The organism is Streptomyces sp. NPDC030245, assembly GCF_055572995.1.
Map to the genome: position 1 here is coordinate 77,120 of NZ_JBVICF010000014.1, position 18,205 is coordinate 95,324.

Genomic DNA, 18,205 nt, shown 5'->3' on the forward strand with positions numbered 1-18,205 from the left:
GGACGTGTTGGTCCCACCCACCTGTCAGTACGCCTCCGGCTTGCGCCGCCGCTCGCCGACAGCGGCGCGCCGAGGCGGTGTCGAGCCCCATGGCCTGGCCCCGGCCCGGCCCGGTCCCCCGGCCCCGTTACTCCGGCTTGTGGTCGGGCCCGCCGAAGTCGGGGCTGGTGAAGTCGGGGCTCGAGAAGCTCGGACGCGGCCCTGCGGTCGGGCCGCCTTCCGGGCTGCTGAACCCCGGTCGGTGGTAGCCGAGTTGGGGCATGCGGCCGTTCGCCCCGGAGACCCCTGAGTTCGCCGACGGCGTGCGGGCCGCGGAGGGCCCGCCCGGTTCCGTCAGGGCCTCCCGCAGGAACGGCACGACGCCCCGCTCCAGGAGCGCCCGGCTCCAGTTCTCCCTGGCTCGGACCAACTCCTCGTTCCGCTCGCCGTGCAGTCCTGCCTGGAGCGAGGTGGAGCCGTTGCGCAGGGCGGTCAGCAGGAGACCGACCGCTGCGACCAGGATGCCCCCCGCCGTGAGCGCGCCGAACAGCCATCCCGCGGTGAGCAGGGTGTCCGCGAAGGCGGGCTCGGGGGTGAGCATCTTCAGGATGTAGCCGACGAGCAGGAATATCGCGGCGGCCGCCCCCGCGAGGACGGGTGCGAGGACCGCGACGACGGCGATCGCCCCGGCTCCCGCTGCCGCTGGTTCGGCGACCTCGCCCATCGTGGTGGCGAGGCTGACGCCGCCGGAGCCCGACTCCGCGGCGCTCTGTCCATTCCCTTCGCGGATCGACGTGGACGACGGTCGAGGTTCGCGCAACTCCTCGCGAACCTTCACGTAGTGCGCGTACTCGGCCGCGGCTGCGGCCGTGATCAGTGCTGTCGCGTTCAGGGCCATGGTGCGCAGTTGTTCGGTGTTGAGCCGCTGGCCCACTGCGGCGAGTTCGGGACGGTCAGGTGCGGTGCGCAGCGCCTCATCGAGGATCCGCTCGTATGCCGGGCGGTCCTCATTGAGCAGGTGTGGAGCGCTGTTCATGTGCATCCCCCGATGCTCCGTAGGGCTGAGGCTCGCATGGCTACGAGCCGTTGGGCAGAAACGGAGGGGAGCCTGCTACGGATAAGCCGATGGTAGAGCCGTGACGGCACGCGGTGACAGGGGGTTTCCGGAAATTGCCCCCCTGGCCAGCGTGATCGTGTAGAGGAGCGCCTGCCCGGTTAACGCTCAGATACCCAGGGGGAGTTGCTGGACCAGCAGCTTTCCGGCCATGGTCACGCCGCCGTCCATGGCGATGGCGAGGCCGTCGGCATAAACATGCGGGCCCTCGATGACCGGACCGCCGCCGTCCGACTCGTCCTCGGAGCCGACGTCACCCAGGAGGTAGGGGATGGGGCTGTGGCCGTGGACGATGCGTGTGCCGCCGTACATGTCGAGAAGTTCCCGTACGGCCGAGGGGCCCGACTCGTCGCGGAAGGCGAAGCGCTTGGTGAACTTGCGGAAGAGGTCCCAGCATTCGTCCGCGTCGTTGCGCGTGAGGGTCTCCCGGATGGTGTCGTTCACTGCCTCGATCGAGTCGCCGTAATCCAGATAGGCGGTCGTGTCGGAGTGCACGAGGAGGTGGCCGTCGGCTTCCTCCATCGCGTCGAGGCGGGCCATCCACTGGAGGTGGTGGTCCTCCAGGCGCTCCATGTCGGTCTTCTGGCCGCCGTTCAGCAACCAGGCGGCCTGGAAGGTGGCGGTGCCCGCGCCGGAGTTGACGGGGGTGTCGCCGAAGCGCTTGGCGCCGAGCAGGAGCAGCTCGTGGTTGCCCATGAGCGCCTTGCAGTAGCCGCCGGCGGCGGCGGCCTCGGCGGACAGGCGCATCACGAGGTCGATGACGCCGATGCCGTCGGGCCCGCGGTCGGTGAAGTCGCCGAGGAACCACAGGCGCGCGTTGCCCGCGGCCCAGCTGCCCTCCGCGTCGATGAGGCCCTGCTCCTGGAGGGCCGCGACGAGCTCGTCCAGATAGCCGTGCACATCGCCGACGACGAACAGCGGGCCGTGCTCGTCGCTCGGCCGCGGCTGCGGGGGCTCCGGCATGACCTGCACCTGGACGGTGTCACCGCGGTTGATGACCGGCAGGTCGCGCTGGGTGGGGGTGTACCCCTCGTCCGGCGCCTCGCCGGGCGAGCCGGGACCTCCCGCGGCGGGGCCGGTCGTCTCATGGATGTACGCGGGTACGCGGAAGTCGCGCAGCGTCGCCGTCCGCACATCGGGTCCCTGACCGGCCCCCTGAGTCATCGACCCCTCCACCACCATTGCGCCGCATCTGCACCGAGATCGGACTGCTTGGTCGCTGCGGCCCGCGGTGTCGTCCGCCCATCATAGGAATGCGGCTCCCGCTGTGTGGTGCACCAGGGGTGGTGAATCGGTGCCGGACCCTGGTTCATTGCGGATTTCTCCCGAATTGGGCAGAGGTTTCCCCGCTGGTGGCGGGGAGGAAACCGGCCTCTGCCCAGGTCCGCGTACGAGAGCGGGAGCGATCAGCCGGAGCCGGACGAGCGTGGTGGACTGACCGTCGTGCGGGGCGGACGTCGCTCGGACGAGGTGCGCACGATCAGTTCGGTCGGTATCACCTGCTCGACGGGCCGGCCCGTGTCGAGGCCCTCGATGGCGTCGATGAGGAGCTGTACGACGGCCGTGCCGATGCGGCGCGGTTTGAGGGAGAGCGTGGTGATGGGCGGTTCCGTGGTGGCGTACACCGTGGACTCGCTGCAACAGACGAGCAGCAGGTCGTCGGGGACGCGCAGGCCGTACCGCCGGGCGGCGGCGAGCAGGTCGGTGCCGTTGGGGTCGAAGAGGCCGTACACGGCGTCGGGCCGGTCGGGCCGGGCGAGCAGCCGGTCGGCGGCGACGGCGCCCGCGCACGGGTCGTGGGCGGGATAGGACTCGTAGACCGGGTCCTGCCCGACGCGCTCGCACCAGCGGAGGTACGCGGTGGTGGACAGGTGGGTGTAGGTGTCCGTGGTGGTGCCGGTGAGGAGCCCGATCCGGCGGGCGCCGGCGGCCGCGAGGTGGTCGAGGATCTCCAGGACCGCGGCCTCGTGGTCGTTGTCGACCCAGGCCGTGACGGGGAGCGATCCTGCCGGGCGCCCGTCGGAGACGACCGGCAGGCCCTGGCGGACCAGCTCGCTGACCACCGGGTCGTGGTCGGAGGGGTCGACGACGACGGTGCCGTCGAGTGCGACGTTCGACCACACGTCGACGGGGCTGCGGCGCGAGGTGGCGGGCAGGATCACCAGGGCGTATCCCCGGGCGAGCGCGGCCGATGTGGCGGCTCTGGCCATCTCGGCGAAGTAGGCGAATTCGGTGAAGGTGAAAGGTTCATCCCCGTATGTCGTCACGGTCAGGCCGATGAGGCCCGACTTGCCGGTACGGAGGGTGCGGGCCGCCGCGGAGGGCCGGTAGCCCAACCGCTCTGCGACCTCGCGGACGTGGCGTCGGGTGGCGTCGGGGAGCCGACCCTTGCCGTTGAGGGCGTCGGAGACAGTCGTGATGGAGACACCGGCGGCGGCGGCGACGTCTCTGATCCCCGCTCGACTCTGCCGGTTGCCCCGGCGTGCGGTCTCCGCTCGGCTCACCTGGTGCTTCCCTGCTGCTGTCATGGCGAGCCGATAGTAGGGCTCATGGGGGTGGGTAGCAGGGGCGCATATGCACGCGTTGACAGGCACGTTTCTGCATGGCGCCACGCCGCCAATGACCTTGGAAATAAAGGTAGTTGACGAGATCCACGGGTGCCTGCACCTGATCGTCGCGTGCGGGCCTGCTGAATGAGTCAGGTCTCGAAGAGGTCTCAACTCACCTTCACGGGGGATGCGCGCCACGGAGCGAGCCACCGGCGCGAGGCAGGGCGGGGGGCGCTCCCCCCGCTGCGCGCGCCTGCGCGGGGCGGTGCGGGGCCGTCCGTGGACCGATGCCGGAAGGCCATTCGCAGCGGCGCCGAATCCTCATAAGGTAAGCAGCATTCGAACTGGTGTGACTGGCTAAGAGGAGGACTGCGGTGAGCGAGACGAACCCGAGGCTGCGCGCCGAGCTGGAGGGGATCCCCACCTACAAGCCGGGCAAGCCCGCGGCGGCGGCCGACGGTCCCGCGGCCTACAAGCTGTCCTCGAACGAGAACCCCTACCCGCCGCTCCCCGGCGTCATGGAGAGCGCGCTCGCCGCCGCCGGGTCCTTCAACCGCTACCCCGACATGGCGTGCACGGCCCTGATGAGCGAGCTGGCCGAGCGCTTCGGGGTGCCGACGTCGCACATCGCCACCGGCACCGGTTCCGTCGGCGTCGCCCAGCAGCTGCTCCAGGCCACCTCGGGACCGGGCGACGAGGTCATCTACGCGTGGCGGTCCTTCGAGGCGTACCCGATCATCACGCAGGTCAGCGGTGCGACGTCGGTGCGGGTGCCGCTGACGGACGGCGAGGTCCACGACCTCGACGCGATGGCCGACGCCATCACCGACCGCACTCGCCTCATCTTTGTCTGCAACCCCAACAACCCCACGGGCACCGTCGTCCGCAGGGCCGAGCTGGAGCGGTTCCTCGACCGGGTGCCGGGCGACGTCCTGGTCGTGCTCGACGAGGCGTACCGCGAGTTCATCCGTGACCCCGAGGTGCCGGACGGCATCGAGATCTACCGTGACCGGCCGAACGTCTGCGTGCTGCGTACGTTCTCCAAGGCGTACGGCCTCGCGGGCCTGCGTGTCGGTTTCGCGGTCGCCCACGAGCCGGTGGCCGCCGCGCTGCGCAAGACGGCGGTGCCCTTCGGGGTGAGCCAGCTCGCGCAGGACGCGGCGGTGGCGTCGCTGCGCGCCGAGGACGAGCTGATGGGCCGGGTCGGGTCGCTGGTCGCGGAGCGCACGCGCGTGGTCGAGGCGCTGCGGGGCCAGGGGTGGACGGTGCCCGAGACGCAGGCGAACTTCGTGTGGCTGCGGCTCGGTGACCGTACGGCGGACTTCGCGGCGGCGTGCGAGAAGGCCGGCGTCGTCGTGCGGCCGTTCGCGGGCGAGGGGATGCGGGCCACGATCGGCGAGACCGAGGCCAACGACATCTTCCTTCAGGCGGCGGAGGCTTTCCGCAAGGAGCTCTGAGGCCGTCGCGGGCGTCCGCGGGTGTGCGCGGCCGCCGTCGGTCAGCCGGTCGCGAGTTCGACGCGGATGGGGTCTCCGGAGCGGACGGTGGCCAGCAGGCGCGGGTCGCCGTCGAGGCGGCCCAGGAGGTTGCACGGGCTCGCGAGGCGGCACTCGTCGCCTCGCGAGATCGGCGTCGGCCCGTAGGGGAGCGCCAGGGCGTCGCCGTCGGTCCAGAAGGCGACCGTGCCGGGTTCGACGACCTGCCGCGCGTCGGCCTCGCGCGGAACGCTGACGCCCGTGTCGAAGTAGACCTCCTCGCCCCAGGTGTGGGCCGTGGTGGAGAGCGGCAGGACCTTGCCGAGAGCCTGGCTGGTCGGTGTCTCGTCGAGGGTCGCGGTGAGGTGGCCGGCGGGCCACGAGATCCGTATGTGCATGGCGCGGATTCAACAATATGTTGAAGTTCTTGGGAAGGCCCTGAAGGGCCTTGGGAGGCTTCGGGAGGTCTCGGTCGGTGGCGCCCGGGGCCTTTTTCCGTGCCTCCGTGCCGTTTCCCTCGGTAAGAGGGACCCCCCTTTGGGGTTCCGACCACCAGTACGACATAATGCTTGTGAATGTGAACGCGTTCACAAGCGTGCCCCGGTTCGTCCCGAGATCAGTGGGGCAAAAGGGGCGACCGGTCGCTGTGGGCACGGTGAGTAAGGAGAGACGCAGTGGACCTGGCTCTGGCGCCGGAAACCCTGGCGCGATGGCAGTTCGGCATCACGACCGTCTACCACTTCCTGTTCGTCCCCCTGACGATCTCCCTCGCCGCCCTCACGGCGATCCTCGAGACGGCATGGGTCCGGACGGGCAAGGAGCACTACCTCAGAGCGACCAAGTTCTGGGGAAAGCTGTTCCTGATCAACATCGCGATGGGTGTCGTCACCGGCATCGTGCAGGAGTTCCAGTTCGGCATGAACTGGTCCGACTACTCCCGCTTCGTCGGTGACGTCTTCGGGGCGCCGCTCGCCTTCGAAGCGCTGATCGCCTTCTTCTTCGAGTCGACCTTCATCGGCCTGTGGATCTTCGGCTGGGACAAGCTGCCGAAGAAGCTGCACTGCGCGACGATCTGGATCGTCTCGATCGGCACCATCCTGTCGGCGTACTTCATCATCGCCGCCAACGCCTTTATGCAGCACCCGGTCGGCTACAAGATCGTGGAGCGCGACGGCACCAAGCGCGCGGAGCTCACCGACTTCTCGAAGGTGCTCTTCCAGGAGACGACGCTCGTCAACTTCTTCCACGTCATCTCGGCGGCCATCCTGGTCGGCGGCGCCTTCATGACCGGCATCGCCATCTTCCACCTGCGCAAGAAGCAGCACATCCGCACCATGCGGATGTCGATGCGGCTCGGCCTGGTCACCGCGTTCGTCGGCACGCTGCTCACCGTCGTCAGCGCCGACACCCTCGGCAAGGTCATGTACGAGCAGCAGCCGATGAAGATGTCGGCGGCCGAGGCGCTGTGGGAGACCGAGAAGCCGGCACCGTTCTCGCTCTTCGCGTACGGCGACGTCGCCGAGGGCCACAACAAGGTCGCCATCGAGGTCCCAGGCGTCCTGTCCTTCCTCGCCAAGAACAACTTCAGCGCCGAGATCCCCGGCATCAACGACCTCAACAAGGAGGCGCAGGAGAAGTACGGGCCCGGTGACTACCGGCCCAACATCCCCACCGCCTACTGGTCGTACCGCTGGATGATCGGCTTCGGCGGTGTCTCGATGGCGCTGTGCACCGCGGGCCTCTGGCTGACACGGAAGAAGTTCTGGCTCGCACCGGAGCACCGCACCGGCGCGGACGAGATACCCAAGCTGATGCTCACCAAGAACAAGGAGCTCGCGCCGAAGCTCGGCAACTGGTGGTGGCGGCTCTCGCAGTGGACCCTGATCTTCCCCCTGATCGGCACCGCCTGGGGCTGGGTCTTCACCGAGACGGGGCGGCAGCCCTGGGTGGTCTACGGAGTCCTCCGCACGAAGGACGCGGTCTCGCCCGGGGTCTCCCAGGGCGAGGTGCTCACCTCGCTGATCGGGTTCACGCTCATCTACGCGATCCTCGCCGTGATCGAGGTGAAGCTGCTGCTCAAGTACGTCAGGTCGGGTCCGCCCGAGCTGACCGAGGCGGATCTCAACCCGCCGACCAGGATCAGTGGACCCGGATCGGGCAAGGACTCCGATTCCGATTCCGACGCCGACCGGCCCATGGCCTTCTCTTACTGAAGCGGAAGGAAGGAGCGACGAGGACATGGAACTTCACGACGTCTGGTTCGTACTGATCGCGGTCCTGTGGATCGGCTACTTCTTCCTGGAGGGCTTCGACTTCGGGATAGGCATCCTGACCAAGCTGCTCGCCCGCGACCGGGTCGAGAAGCGGGTCCTCATCAACACCATCGGTCCCGTCTGGGACGGCAACGAGGTGTGGCTGCTCACGGCGGGCGGCGCGACCTTCGCCGCCTTCCCCGAGTGGTACGCGACACTCTTCTCCGGCTTCTACCTGCCGCTGCTGATCATCCTGATCTGCCTGATCGTCCGCGGTGTCGCCTTCGAGTACCGCGCCAAGCGGCCCGAGGAGCGCTGGCAGACCAACTGGGAGCACGCGATCTTCTGGACCTCGCTGATCCCGGCACTGCTGTGGGGCGTCGCCTTCGGCAACATCGTGCGCGGCGTGAAGATCGACGCCCACAAGGAGTACGTGGGCGGCTTCCTGGACCTGCTCAACCCGTACGCGCTCCTCGGCGGACTGGTCACCCTGACGCTGTTCACCTTCCACGGCGCGGTGTTCGCCTCGCTCAAGACGGTGGGCGACATCCGGGTGCGGGCGCGGAGGGCGGCGCTGGGCCTGGGACTCGTCACGGCGGTGCTCGCGCTCGGGTTCCTGCTCTGGACGCAGGCCGACAAGGGCGACGGCAAGAGCCTGGTCGCGATGGTCGTGGCCGTGGTCGCCCTGGTCGGCGCCATCGTCGCCATCAAGATCGGGCGAGAGGGCTGGTCGTTCGCGCTGTCCGGGATCACGATCGCGGCGGCCGTCGCGATGCTCTTCCTGACGCTCTTCCCGAACGTCATGCCGTCGTCGCTGAACGACGAGTGGAGCCTCACGGTCACCAACGCCTCGTCGAGTCCGTACACCCTGAAGATCATGACGTGGTGCGCGGGCATCGCGACGCCTGTCGTGCTGCTCTACCAGTCCTGGACGTACTGGGTATTCCGCAAGCGGATCGGGACGCAGCACATCGCGGACGCCGCGCACTGAGACCGTTCACCGTTTCTGTTGGAGGGTGTGTTTCACGTGAAACCGATCGACCCGCGCCTGCTCCGGTACGCCCGCGCCACTCGCTTCTTCCTGGTCGCGGTCGTGGTCCTGGGGCTGGCCGGGGCGGGCCTGGTCGTCGGGCAGGCGATGCTCATCGCCGAGATCGTGGTGGGCGCCTTCCAGGACGGGCGGTCCGTAGGTGACCTGAGCACTCCCCTGGTGCTGCTCGCGGTGGTCGCGGTGGGGCGGGGGCTGGTCTCCTGGCTGACGGAGCTCGCCGCGCACCGGGCCAGTGCGGCGGTCAAGTCGGAGCTGCGGGGGCGGCTCCTGGAGCGCGCCGGCGAGCTCGGGCCGGGGTGGCTGACCGGCCAGCGGACCGGCTCGCTCGTCTCGCTCGCGACCCGTGGCGTGGACGCGCTCGACGACTACTTCTCGCGGTATCTGCCGCAGTTGGGGCTCGCGGTGGTGGTGCCGGTGGCGGTGCTGGCCCGCATCGTCACCGAGGACTGGGTCTCCGCGGCGATCATCGTCGTGACGCTGCCCCTGATCCCCATCTTCATGATCCTGATCGGCTGGGCCACCCAGAACCGCATGGACCGCCAATGGCGCCTCCTCTCGCGCCTCTCGGGCCACTTCCTCGACGTGGTGGCGGGCCTGCCGACGCTGAAGGTCTTCGGCCGTGCCAAGGCGCAGGCCGAGTCGATACGCAAGATCACCGACGAGTACCGGCAGGCCACGATGCGGACGCTGCGCATCGCCTTCCTGTCGTCGTTCGCCCTGGAACTGCTCGCGACGATCTCGGTCGCGCTGGTCGCGGTGACCATCGGCATGCGGCTCGTCCACGGCGAGATGGAGCTGTACGACGGTCTCGTCGTCCTCGTCCTCGCCCCCGAGGCCTACCTTCCGCTGCGGCAGGTCGGCGCGCAGTACCACGCGGCGGCGGAGGGGCTCTCGGCCGCCGAGGAGATCTTCGAGGTACTGGAGACGCCGGCGCCGGCCGCCGGGACGGGGGCGGCGCCTTCGGGCGTGCTGAGCGTGGAGGGTGTGACGGTCCGGTACCCGGGGCGGGCGTCGGACGCCGTCTCCGGGGCGTCCTTCGAGGTGGCGCCCGGGGAGACCGTGGCGCTGGTCGGGCCGAGCGGGGCCGGCAAGACGACGCTGCTGAACGTGGTGCTCGGGTTCGTCCCGCCCACCGAGGGACGGGTGCGGGTCGGGGGCGTCGACCTGGCGGAGGTCTCGCCCGAGCGCTGGCGCGAGCGGATCGCGTGGGTGCCGCAGCGGCCGCACCTCTTCGCCGGGACCATCGCGGAGAACGTACGGCTCGCGCGGCCGGAGGCGGACGACGCACAGCTGCGGGAGGCCCTGCGCGAGGCGGGTGCCCTGGAGTTCGTGGACGCGCTGCCCGCCGGAACGCGGACCGAGCTGGGGGAGGACGGTGCGGGGCTCTCGGCCGGGCAGCGGCAGCGCCTCGCCCTGGCGCGGGCGTTCCTCGCCGACCGGCCCGTGGTGCTGCTCGACGAGCCGACGGCGGCCCTGGACGGCGGCACCGAGGCGGAGGTCGTCGAGGCGGTGCGGCGGCTGGCCGTCGGGCGGACCGTGCTGCTCGTCGTGCACCGGCCGGCGCTGCTGGCTGTCGCTGATCGCGTCGTACGGTTGGGTGTCGCGGTCGCAACATCCCCTGTTTCTGCCGCTTCCGCGGCTTCCGTGATTCCGGGGGCGCGCCGGTCCGCGGGGTCCGGCGGCAGTACGGGAGACCAGCACGGCGACCAGGTGGTGGCCCGGTCCGCCGTTGGTGAGGCCGGTGCCGATGTCGGTGCCGAGGCCGTCCGTCCGCAGGGCAGGGTGCTGGCCCGGGTGCGGCACGCGGCGCGGGCGCGGCGCGGCCAGCTGGCGTTGGCGCTGCTGCTCGGCAGCCTGGCCCTCGCGAGCGCCGTAGGGCTGATGGCCACGTCCGGGTGGCTGATATCCCGGGCCTCGGAGCAGCCCCCGGTGATGTACCTGATGATCGCCGTGACGGCGACCCGTGCCTTCGGCATCGGCCGCGCCGTCTTCCGGTATGCCGAGCGCCTCGTCTCGCACGACGCCGTGCTGCGGATGCTCGCCGACACCCGGGTCGCCGTCTACCGGCGCCTGGAGCGGCTCTCCCCCGCCGGGCTGCGCGGGGCCCGCCGCGGTGACCTCCTCTCCCGTCTGGTCGCCGACGTCGACGCCTTGCAGGACTACTGGCTGCGCTGGCTGCTCCCCGCGTCCGCCGCGGCCGTCGTCGGCGCCGGAGCCGTCGGCTTCACCGCGTGGCTGCTGCCGGAGGCGGGCGCCGTGCTCGCCGCGGGGCTCCTCTCGGCGGGGGTCGGTGTGCCGCTCGTGAGCGGTGCCGTGGCCCGGCGCGCGGAGCGGAAGCTGGCACCCGCGCGCGGGGCGCTCGCCACCCGCGTGGCGGACCTCCTCACCGGGACCGCCGAGTTGACCGTCGCCGGTGCGCTGAAGCCTCGTACGGCCAAGGCCGCGGAGGCCGACGCGGAGCTGACCCGGATCGCCTCGCGGGGCGCCACGGCCACCGCGCTCGGCGACGGCCTCGGGGCCCTCGTCACCGGGCTCACCGTGGCAGCCGCCGCGCTCGTCGGCGTGCAGGCGGTCCACGACGGGAGGCTCAGCGGCGTGGCCCTCGCCGCCGTCATCCTGACGCCGCTCGCCGCCTTCGAGGCGGTGATGGGGCTGCCGCTCGCCGTGCAGTACCGCCAGCGGGTCAGGAAGAGCGCCGAGCGGGTCTACGAAGTCCTCGACGCACCCGTGCCGGTCCCCGAGCCCGCCGTGCCCGCAGAGGCCCCTCGTACGCCTTTCCCGCTGCGCGTCGAAGGGCTGTGCGCCCGCTACGAAGGACAGTCCACCGACGCGCCCGCGCTCGCGGGCGTCGACCTGACGCTGGAGCGGGGGCGGCGAATCGCCGTGGTCGGTCCCTCCGGGTCCGGCAAGACGACGCTCGCACAGGTGCTGCTGCGGTTCCTCGGGGCGTACGAAGGGACGTACACGCTCGGCGGCACGGACGCGGCCGCGCTGGACGGCGACACGGTGCGCGGCATGGTCGGGCTGTGCGCCCAGGACGCCCACATCTTCGACAGCTCGGTGCGCGAGAACCTGCTGCTCGCCAAGAAGGACGCCACCGACGCCGAACTGCGGGACGCCCTGGAGCGTGCGCGGCTCGACGGCTGGGCCGACTCCCTGCCCGACGGGCTCGACACGCTCGTCGGTGAGCACGGGGCCCGCCTCTCCGGGGGACAGCGGCAGCGTCTCGCGCTGGCCCGCGCGCTGCTCGCCGACTTCCCCGTCCTCGTCCTGGACGAGCCCGCCGAACACCTCGACCTGCCGACCGCCGACGCCCTGACCGCCGACCTGCTGGCCGCGACCGAGGGGCGCACGACGCTGCTCATCACGCACCGGCTGGCCGGACTCGACGCCGTGGACGAGGTGCTCGTGCTCGACGGCGGGCGGGTGGCGCAGCGCAGCACGTACGCGGAGCTCGCGGCGGCGGAGGGGCCGCTGCGGCGGATGCTGGAGGTGGAGCGGGCGGCGGATCTGTTGGTGGGGTGAGGGGGAGCTGGTGGCGGGGTGAGAGTGGCCGGGTGCGGGGTGAGAGTGGCCGGTTCGTGGGGTGACGGTGACCTCGACTTTCCCCTGCAAATAGGACTTACTAGGCTCAAAGGCATGTCAGCCCCCTCGGCCTCCGCCGACTCCCCGCTCCCCGACGGCACACCGGGCTCGGTGCGGGCGGCGGCGCGGGCGACCCGCACCCTCCAAGGGCTCTCGCCCGAGCTGACGTCCCGGGTGCCGCAACTGCTGGAAGCCATGCGGTCGGTCGGCACCGGACTCGAACTGCACGCCACGCTGGACCGCATCTGCGAGACCGCCGCCGAGCTCGCGGACGCCCGCTACGCCGCGATCGGTGTCGTCGCCGAGGACGGCAAAGGCCTCTCCGACTTCGTCTACCACGGCATCGACGAGGAGACCGCCGAGCGGATCGGGCACCTGCCCGACGGGCACAAAGGGTTGCTTGGCACGCTCATCCACCAGCCGAGGACGCTGCGCCTGCCCGACCTCTCCGCGGACCCGCGCTCCTGCGGCTTCCCGCGCCACCACCCGCCGATGCGGACCTTCCTCGGCGTCCCCATCCGCGTACAGGGCGAGATCTTCGGCAACCTCTACCTGACGGAGAAGCGGGACGGGGCCGAGTTCAACGACTACGACGTGCACATGGTCCGCGTACTCGCGACGGAGGCCGGCATCGCCATCGGGAACGCACGCCTCTACGAAGCCGCCAAGCAGCGCGAACGCTGGATCGACGGCTCCGTGGCGGTCACCACCGCCCTGCTGGCGGGCAGCGACGCGGAGGAGGCGCTCGCGGTCGTCGCGGAGCAGGCCAGGCATCTCGCGGACTCCGCCGCGGGCATCGTGCTGCTGCCCGACGAGGAGGGCGGCATGGAGATCGTCGCGGTCTCCTCGGACGAACCGACCGGGGCGCTCGGCATGACCGTCCCTCCGGAGAGCCGCATCGTCGCCGACCTCCTCGAAGGAAAGTCCGTGTTCATCGACGACGTGGCGAGCGACCCGCGCGTCATGACCGAGCTCGCCCGCGCCTACGGCCCCGTGATGATGCTGCCGCTGCAGAGCGACGGCCGGGTCCTCGGGACGCTCGTGACGCCCCGCGCGCGCGGGGCACGTCCTTTCAGCGAGGCCGAGCGGACCCTCGCCACCCAGTTCGCCTCGCAGGCCGCGCTCGCGCTGATGATGGCCGAGGCCCAGCGGGACCGGGAGCGGCTCGCGGTCTACGAGGACCGCGACCGGATCGCCAGGGACCTGCACGACCTCGTCATCCAGCGCCTGTTCGCCACCGGGATGATGCTGGAGAGCGCCCAGCGCAGGTCGGTCGTCCCGGAGGTGCAGATCGGTGTCGGCAGGGCGGTCGACGAACTGGACGTGACGATCCAGGAGATCCGCACGGCGATCTTCGCGCTCCAGCAAGGGCCCGCAGAAGCTCCGTCGGGGCTGCGCACCCGCGTCCTGCGCGAGATCAACATGGCCGCCGTACCGCTCGGCTTCAAGCCCTCGCACCACTTCGTGGGGCCGGTCGACACGGTGGTCGGCGAACTGACGGGAAAGAACCTCATCGCCGCGCTGCGGGAGGCGCTGTCCAACGCGTTCCGGCACGCCCACGCGGCCCGCATCGACGTCGTGGTCGACTCGACGGTGCTCCTCCCGGACGGGCAGCAGGGCGTACGCCTGACCGTCGCCGACGACGGCGTGGGCATCGCGGAGGGCGGCCGGCGCAGCGGCCTGAAGAACCTCAAGCGGCGCGCGGAGTCGCTCGGCGGCGACAGCTGGTACGGGCCCGGGATCGGTGAGGACGGCGGCGGTACGACGGTGGTGTGGGAGGCACCGTACTGATCGGGTGGAGGAGGCCTGTCTGTTCGGTGGTACAGCCGGTGGTGGAGGGGGCCTGTTCGGCGGTACACGGCTGATCCGTACGGGGCATCGCGCCCCCCGAGTGCCCGAGTCGCGCAGGATCCGCGCCATCGCGGCGGGCAACGATCCGTGACATGTGTTCGAGCCGCCGTCGCCGTCACCGTCACCGTCCGCACCCGCTCCTCCGCGTCCCGGTGCTCTGCCTGCCGGTGCTGCTGATCGCGCTGCTCGGGCCCGAGCCGCCCGCCGCGGCCTCCGAAGGGCCGGGCGCGAGCGCCGACGTGGCACGGCTCTACGAAGAGGCCTCCGCCGCGACCGCCCGCTACGAAGAGGGCCATCGGGCAGCGCGCAGAGAGAAGGCGAAGGTTCGGAAACTGGACCGACGCCTCGCCGTGGAGCGCCGCCACGTGGCGGTGCTCCATGACGACCTCGGCAGGATGGCCAGCGCCCAGTACCGCACCGGCGGCGGCCTCCCCTACACCGCGCAGCTGCTCCTCGCCGACAGCCCCGACGCCGTGATGCGCGGCAGGCGCGCCCTGTGGCACGCCGATCTGGCCGTCAACAGCGCCGTCACCAAGACCCGGCGGGCGGTGGCCGACCTCACCGCCGCCAAGGTCAGGGCGGACCGTGCCAGGCGCTCGCTGGTCCGGCGCACCGCCCGCCTGGCGAAGCTGAAGCGCGGCATCGAGCGGAAGCTGGAGACGGCGCAGTGGAACCTCCAGGGCGAGGCCGACCGGTCGGTCGCGGCGGGGAAGTGCCGCGGCGCCGTACGTCTGCACCAACGTCCGCACCAACGGAGAAAGCCCGGCACGCGCGCGTGGGTAGCGCCCGTGGAGACGTACGAACTCTCCGCGGGATTCGACAGCGTCGGCGGCCGCTGGTCCGGGCGGCACACCGGACAGGACTTCGCGGTCGACATCGGGGAGCCCGTGCGGTCGGTGGGCGCGGGCCGCGTGGAGCGCGTGTCGTGCGGCGGCGCCTTCGGCATCGAGGTCGTGGTGCGGCACAAGGGCGGGTACTTCACGCAGTACGCGCACCTCGCGGCCGTCACCGTCGACCAGGGGGACCGCGTGCGCACCGGCCAGTGGGTCGGCCAGGCCGGCACGACCGGCAACTCGACCGGGCCGCACCTGCACTTCGAGACCCGGCTCACGCCGCACCTGGGCTCGGGGGTCGACCCGCGGAAGTGGCTGGCGCGGCGGGGCGTCAGGCTCTAGCGGTCCGCCGGTCGGGCCCCAGGGGCGGCTTCAGCGGTCCACCAGGATCTGTTCGATCACGACCGCGACGCCGTCGTCGTTGTTGGCGACCGTGCGTCCGGAGGCCGCGGCGATGACGTCCGGGTGGGCGTTGCCCATCGCGTACGACGTACCCGCCCAGGCGAGCATCTCGATGTCGTTGGGCATGTCTCCGAAGGCGACGACTTCCGCCGGTGTGATGCCGCGCTCGGCACAGCACAGCTCCAGGGTGCTGGCCTTGGAGACGCCGGGGCCGCTGATCTCCAGGAGGGCGCTCGGGCTGGAGCGGGTGACCGTGGCCCGGTCGCCGATGGCCGCGCGGGCGAGCACCAGGAACTCGTCGGGGGCGAGGCCGGGGTGGAAGGCGAGGACCTTCAGGACGGGCTGCACGGCTACAGCGGAGTCCGCCAGGGTCTCGGCCAGCAGCTTCTCGGCGGGCGCGACGCTTTCCCCCGGCTCCATGTGCAGCGGCGGATACGTCTCCTCGTGGTGGAGCCCTCCGGTCCGCTCGATCGCGAAGGACGTGCCCGGCGCCGCGGCGCGCAGCCTGCGGACGACGTCGAGGGCGCACTCCCGTGCCAGCTCGCGGATCTTGACGAAGCTGTGGGTGCCGGGGCCGCCGTGCAGGTCGACCACCGCGGCGCCGTTGCCGCAGATGGCGAGGCCGTGACCGTGGACGTGGGCGCTGACGACGTCCATCCAGCGGGCCGGGCGGCCGGTCACGAAGAAGACCTCGATGCCCGCCTCCTCGGCGGCCGCGAGCGCGGCGACCGTACGGTCCGAGACCGTCTTGTCGTCGCGCAGCAGGGTGCCGTCCAGGTCCGTCGCGATCAGCCGGGGCCGTGGGCGCGGCGCGGCCGGGCCGCCGGCCGCCGGTGCGGTGGTGGCCGGGTTCTGGGGCCCTGGGGTAGCTGAGGTCACGCCGTCGATTGTCCCGCATATGCGCGCACGGCCGTGCGGTGGGGCGCACATTTGAGTGCTCGGGTACTGCCCGGCGTGCGGATGGGGTGCCGCCCGGCCTGCCCGGCGTACTGCCCGGCCTGCCCGGCATACAGCTCGGGGTGCTGCCCGGCGTGCGGCTCAGGCCATGAACCCGCCCGTCGGCCCCGCCGTAAGCTCTGAACCATGAGTTTGCGCCTGAGCACCGTGATCCTTCCCGTACGACGCTGGCAGGAGGGCGGCCGCGACCAGTGGCTGCGGGCCGAGGAGCTCGGCTTCCATACGGCGTACACGTACGACCACCTGGCCTGGCGCACCTTCCGCGACGGCCCGTGGTTCGGTGCGGTGCCCACGCTGACCGCCGCCGCGGCGGCCACCGAGCGGCTGCGTCTGGGGACGCTCGTCACGTCGCCGAACTTCCGGCATCCGGTGACGCTCGCCAAGGAACTCATCTCGCTCGACGACATCTCCGGCGGCCGGATCACTCTCGGCATCGGCGCCGGTGGCAACGGGTTCGACGCCACGACGCTGCTGAAGAGCGGCGAGGAGCCCTGGACGCCGCGCGAGCGCGCCGACAGGTTCGGCGAGTTCGTGCCGCTGCTCGACCGGCTGCTGACCGAGGACTCGGTGACGTACGAGGGCACTTTCTACTCGGCGTTGGAGGCCCGCAACATCCCGGGCTGCGTGCAGCGGCCGAGGCTGCCCTTCGCCGTCGCGGCCACCGGCCCGCGCGGTCTGAGGCTCGCGGCCCGGCACGGGCAGGCGTGGGTGACCACGGGGGACCCGAAGCTCTTCGAGGCCGGCACTCCCGAGCAGTCCCGAGAGGCGCTCCGGAACCAGGTCGACAAGCTCGGCAAGGCCTGTGCGGACATCGGCCGGGACGTGGTCGAGCTGGACAAGATCCTGCTGACCGGCTTCACGCCCGACCGCAACCGCCCGCTGGAGTCCCTCGACGCCTTCGTGGACTTCGCCGGACGCCACCAGGAGCTCGGCTTCACGGAGCTCGCGATCCACTGGCCGATCCCCGGCTCCGACTTCGCGGCGGAGCAGTCCGTGTTCGAACAGATCGCCACGGAGGCTGTCCGGCAGCTCGGCTGACAGCCACGGCGATCGGTTTCCCGCGTGCTCGACCTCCGGCCATCAGCTTTTCATCGGCGAATTGGGGCCCGAAGGTTTGATCCACAGCCAAGTCAAGTTATCCACAGGCCAGTTGATAAATCTGTGGACAACTCCTAGGCGACAGGCGGCGTTTGCCCAACTTGCCCCGGTCGCCCGGTGGTTGCGGCAAGGGCGTCCAACGTCCTTGTCTGGACCTCCCTTTCGGCGGCCGCCGCGATGAACGCCGCCGCGTTCTCCTCGCCAACCAGGGCCTGTACGGCTCGCATTGTGGAGCCGGGCACCGCCACCATCTGGGGCTCATCCGCCTGTGGGGCCGGCTCGCCGGGGGCAAGGTGCTGCCGGAGGTGCCGGGTGGCGAACAGGCGCATGGCACGCGCGAGTTCGGCGTCGACCGACTGCTGGGCGAGCGGCCTGAGCCTGCGCACGAGCTCGGCAGCCTCGGCCGCGTCCGCCTCGGACGGCGGGTGAGCTCCGAGATAGCGGGCGAAGACGTGCTCCGTCGTGAACTCCAGGAAACGGGACGCTATGTGCTCGACCTGCCCCCTCAACTCCCGCAAATGGCCCGATATCGCCGACAACGGAACGCCCGCGGCGTGCAACTCGACGGCCACGGCGAGCTCTTGGGGGCTCGGTACCAGGAATTCGTCCTCGCGTCCCGGCATCGGTTCGAGCACGCCGAGAGCGACCGCGTCGGCCACCGCCGCCTCGTCCGAAGTGCCGCCGAAGGCCGCGTCGAGCTCCGCACGGGTGATCCGGTCAGCCTTCTCGTCCGTCCACGGGCCGTCGACCTCCGCGGCGAGGCCGAGGACCCCGCCGAGGCCCCTGCCCGCGTCCCAGGCCTCCAGGAGCTCCTTGATGGAGGCCAGGGTGTACCCGCGGTCGAGCAGGTCCGCGATCTGCCGCAGCCGTGCCAGGTGCGCGTCCCCGTACACATTGGACCGGCCGCGCCGCTCCGGGCGGGGCAGCAGCCCCCGGTCCTGATAGGCGCGGATCGTGCGGACCGTCGCGCCACTGTGGTGCGCCAGGTCCTCGATGCGGTACTCCACGCTGCCCGTCCTCCGTGATGACTCTCGCCTGGGCCCGCACCGACTCGTGCCG

General features: G+C 71.2%; 13 protein-coding genes. 7 read left to right on the forward strand and 6 right to left on the reverse strand.

What is annotated here, in order from left to right:
• Window positions 1-127 precede the first annotated feature (127 nt).
• The 3 genes from ACZ4Z4_RS32005 to ACZ4Z4_RS32015 all read right to left on the reverse strand — a co-directional run bounded on the left by ACZ4Z4_RS32005 (window position 128) and on the right by ACZ4Z4_RS32015 (window position 3,621).
• Window positions 128-1,021, reverse strand: coding sequence for a hypothetical protein (locus tag ACZ4Z4_RS32005; protein ID WP_468335132.1), 894 nt, complete (start codon window positions 1,019-1,021; stop codon window positions 128-130).
• 180 nt (window positions 1,022-1,201) lie between these two features.
• A complete protein-coding gene (locus ACZ4Z4_RS32010; RefSeq protein WP_468335135.1) occupies window positions 1,202-2,257 on the reverse strand; it encodes a metallophosphoesterase in 1,056 nt (351 codons plus the stop codon).
• A 242-nt stretch (window positions 2,258-2,499) separates the two neighbouring features.
• A complete protein-coding gene (locus tag ACZ4Z4_RS32015) occupies window positions 2,500-3,621 on the reverse strand; it encodes a LacI family DNA-binding transcriptional regulator (RefSeq protein WP_362992161.1) in 1,122 nt (373 codons plus the stop codon).
• A 395-nt stretch (window positions 3,622-4,016) separates the two neighbouring features.
• On the opposite strand from ACZ4Z4_RS32015, the gene hisC reads away from it, so the two are divergent.
• Complete coding sequence (gene hisC, locus ACZ4Z4_RS32020) at window positions 4,017-5,099, forward strand: histidinol-phosphate transaminase (protein WP_468335138.1); 1,083 nt, start codon at window positions 4,017-4,019, stop codon at window positions 5,097-5,099.
• Between the two features lie 41 nt (window positions 5,100-5,140).
• Here hisC and ACZ4Z4_RS32025 read toward each other — a convergent pair whose 3' ends face one another.
• Entirely contained in the window at window positions 5,141-5,515 is a 375-nt protein-coding gene (locus ACZ4Z4_RS32025; RefSeq protein ID WP_468335141.1) for a cyclophilin-like fold protein, read from the reverse strand.
• A gap of 276 nt (window positions 5,516-5,791) precedes the next feature.
• On the opposite strand from ACZ4Z4_RS32025, the gene ACZ4Z4_RS32030 reads away from it, so the two are divergent.
• The 5 genes from ACZ4Z4_RS32030 (at window position 5,792) to ACZ4Z4_RS32050 (ending at window position 15,031) form a co-directional block, all read left to right on the forward strand.
• The gene (locus ACZ4Z4_RS32030) at window positions 5,792-7,330 is read left to right on the forward strand and encodes a cytochrome ubiquinol oxidase subunit I (protein ID WP_468335143.1); all 1,539 of its coding nucleotides are present in this window, start codon (window positions 5,792-5,794) and stop codon (window positions 7,328-7,330) included.
• 25 nt (window positions 7,331-7,355) lie between these two features.
• Window positions 7,356-8,360 (forward strand): cytochrome d ubiquinol oxidase subunit II, encoded by a 1,005-nt coding sequence (cydB, locus tag ACZ4Z4_RS32035; RefSeq protein WP_468335146.1) that lies wholly within the window; start codon window positions 7,356-7,358, stop codon window positions 8,358-8,360.
• 36 nt (window positions 8,361-8,396) lie between these two features.
• On the forward strand, window positions 8,397-11,945 hold the full coding sequence (gene cydD / locus ACZ4Z4_RS32040; RefSeq protein ID WP_468335148.1) for a thiol reductant ABC exporter subunit CydD: 3,549 nt from the start codon (window positions 8,397-8,399) through the stop codon (window positions 11,943-11,945).
• 114 nt (window positions 11,946-12,059) lie between these two features.
• A complete protein-coding gene (locus ACZ4Z4_RS32045) occupies window positions 12,060-13,796 on the forward strand; it encodes a sensor histidine kinase (protein WP_468335151.1) in 1,737 nt (578 codons plus the stop codon).
• A 152-nt stretch (window positions 13,797-13,948) separates the two neighbouring features.
• Window positions 13,949-15,031, forward strand: coding sequence for a murein hydrolase activator EnvC family protein (locus ACZ4Z4_RS32050; protein WP_468335154.1), 1,083 nt, complete (start codon window positions 13,949-13,951; stop codon window positions 15,029-15,031).
• Between the two features lie 30 nt (window positions 15,032-15,061).
• Here the strand turns inward: ACZ4Z4_RS32050 and ACZ4Z4_RS32055 are convergent, their stop codons facing one another.
• Window positions 15,062-15,970 carry a Cof-type HAD-IIB family hydrolase gene (locus ACZ4Z4_RS32055; RefSeq protein ID WP_468335157.1) on the reverse strand — a complete coding sequence of 303 codons (909 nt, stop codon included), beginning with the start codon at window positions 15,968-15,970 and terminating at the stop codon, window positions 15,062-15,064.
• Between the two features lie 204 nt (window positions 15,971-16,174).
• On the opposite strand from ACZ4Z4_RS32055, the gene ACZ4Z4_RS32060 reads away from it, so the two are divergent.
• Window positions 16,175-17,086 (forward strand): LLM class flavin-dependent oxidoreductase, encoded by a 912-nt coding sequence (locus tag ACZ4Z4_RS32060; protein ID WP_468335160.1) that lies wholly within the window; start codon window positions 16,175-16,177, stop codon window positions 17,084-17,086.
• 134 nt (window positions 17,087-17,220) lie between these two features.
• Here ACZ4Z4_RS32060 and ACZ4Z4_RS32065 read toward each other — a convergent pair whose 3' ends face one another.
• Window positions 17,221-18,153: a MerR family transcriptional regulator gene (locus ACZ4Z4_RS32065; RefSeq protein WP_468335163.1), complete on the reverse strand. Its 933-nt coding sequence runs from the start codon at window positions 18,151-18,153 to the stop codon at window positions 17,221-17,223.
• Between the last annotated feature and the right edge of the window lie 52 nt (window positions 18,154-18,205).

Bases quoted from the DNA above. Each gene is read 5' to 3' on its own strand.
- ACZ4Z4_RS32015 (WP_362992161.1), bottom strand. From the start codon at position 3,621: ATGACAGCAGCAGGGAAGCACCAGGTGAGCCGAGCGGAGACCGCACGC.
- ACZ4Z4_RS32045 (WP_468335151.1), top strand. From the start codon at position 12,060: ATGTCAGCCCCCTCGGCCTCCGCCGACTCCCCGCTCCCCGACGGCACA.
- cydB (WP_468335146.1), top strand. From the start codon at position 7,356: ATGGAACTTCACGACGTCTGGTTCGTACTGATCGCGGTCCTGTGGATC.
- ACZ4Z4_RS32005 (WP_468335132.1), bottom strand. From the start codon at position 1,021: ATGCACATGAACAGCGCTCCACACCTGCTCAATGAGGACCGCCCGGCA.
- ACZ4Z4_RS32060 (WP_468335160.1), top strand. From the start codon at position 16,175: ATGAGTTTGCGCCTGAGCACCGTGATCCTTCCCGTACGACGCTGGCAG.
- ACZ4Z4_RS32050 (WP_468335154.1), top strand. From the start codon at position 13,949: ATGTGTTCGAGCCGCCGTCGCCGTCACCGTCACCGTCCGCACCCGCTC.
- ACZ4Z4_RS32025 (WP_468335141.1), bottom strand. From the start codon at position 5,515: ATGCACATACGGATCTCGTGGCCCGCCGGCCACCTCACCGCGACCCTC.
- ACZ4Z4_RS32010 (WP_468335135.1), bottom strand. From the start codon at position 2,257: ATGACTCAGGGGGCCGGTCAGGGACCCGATGTGCGGACGGCGACGCTG.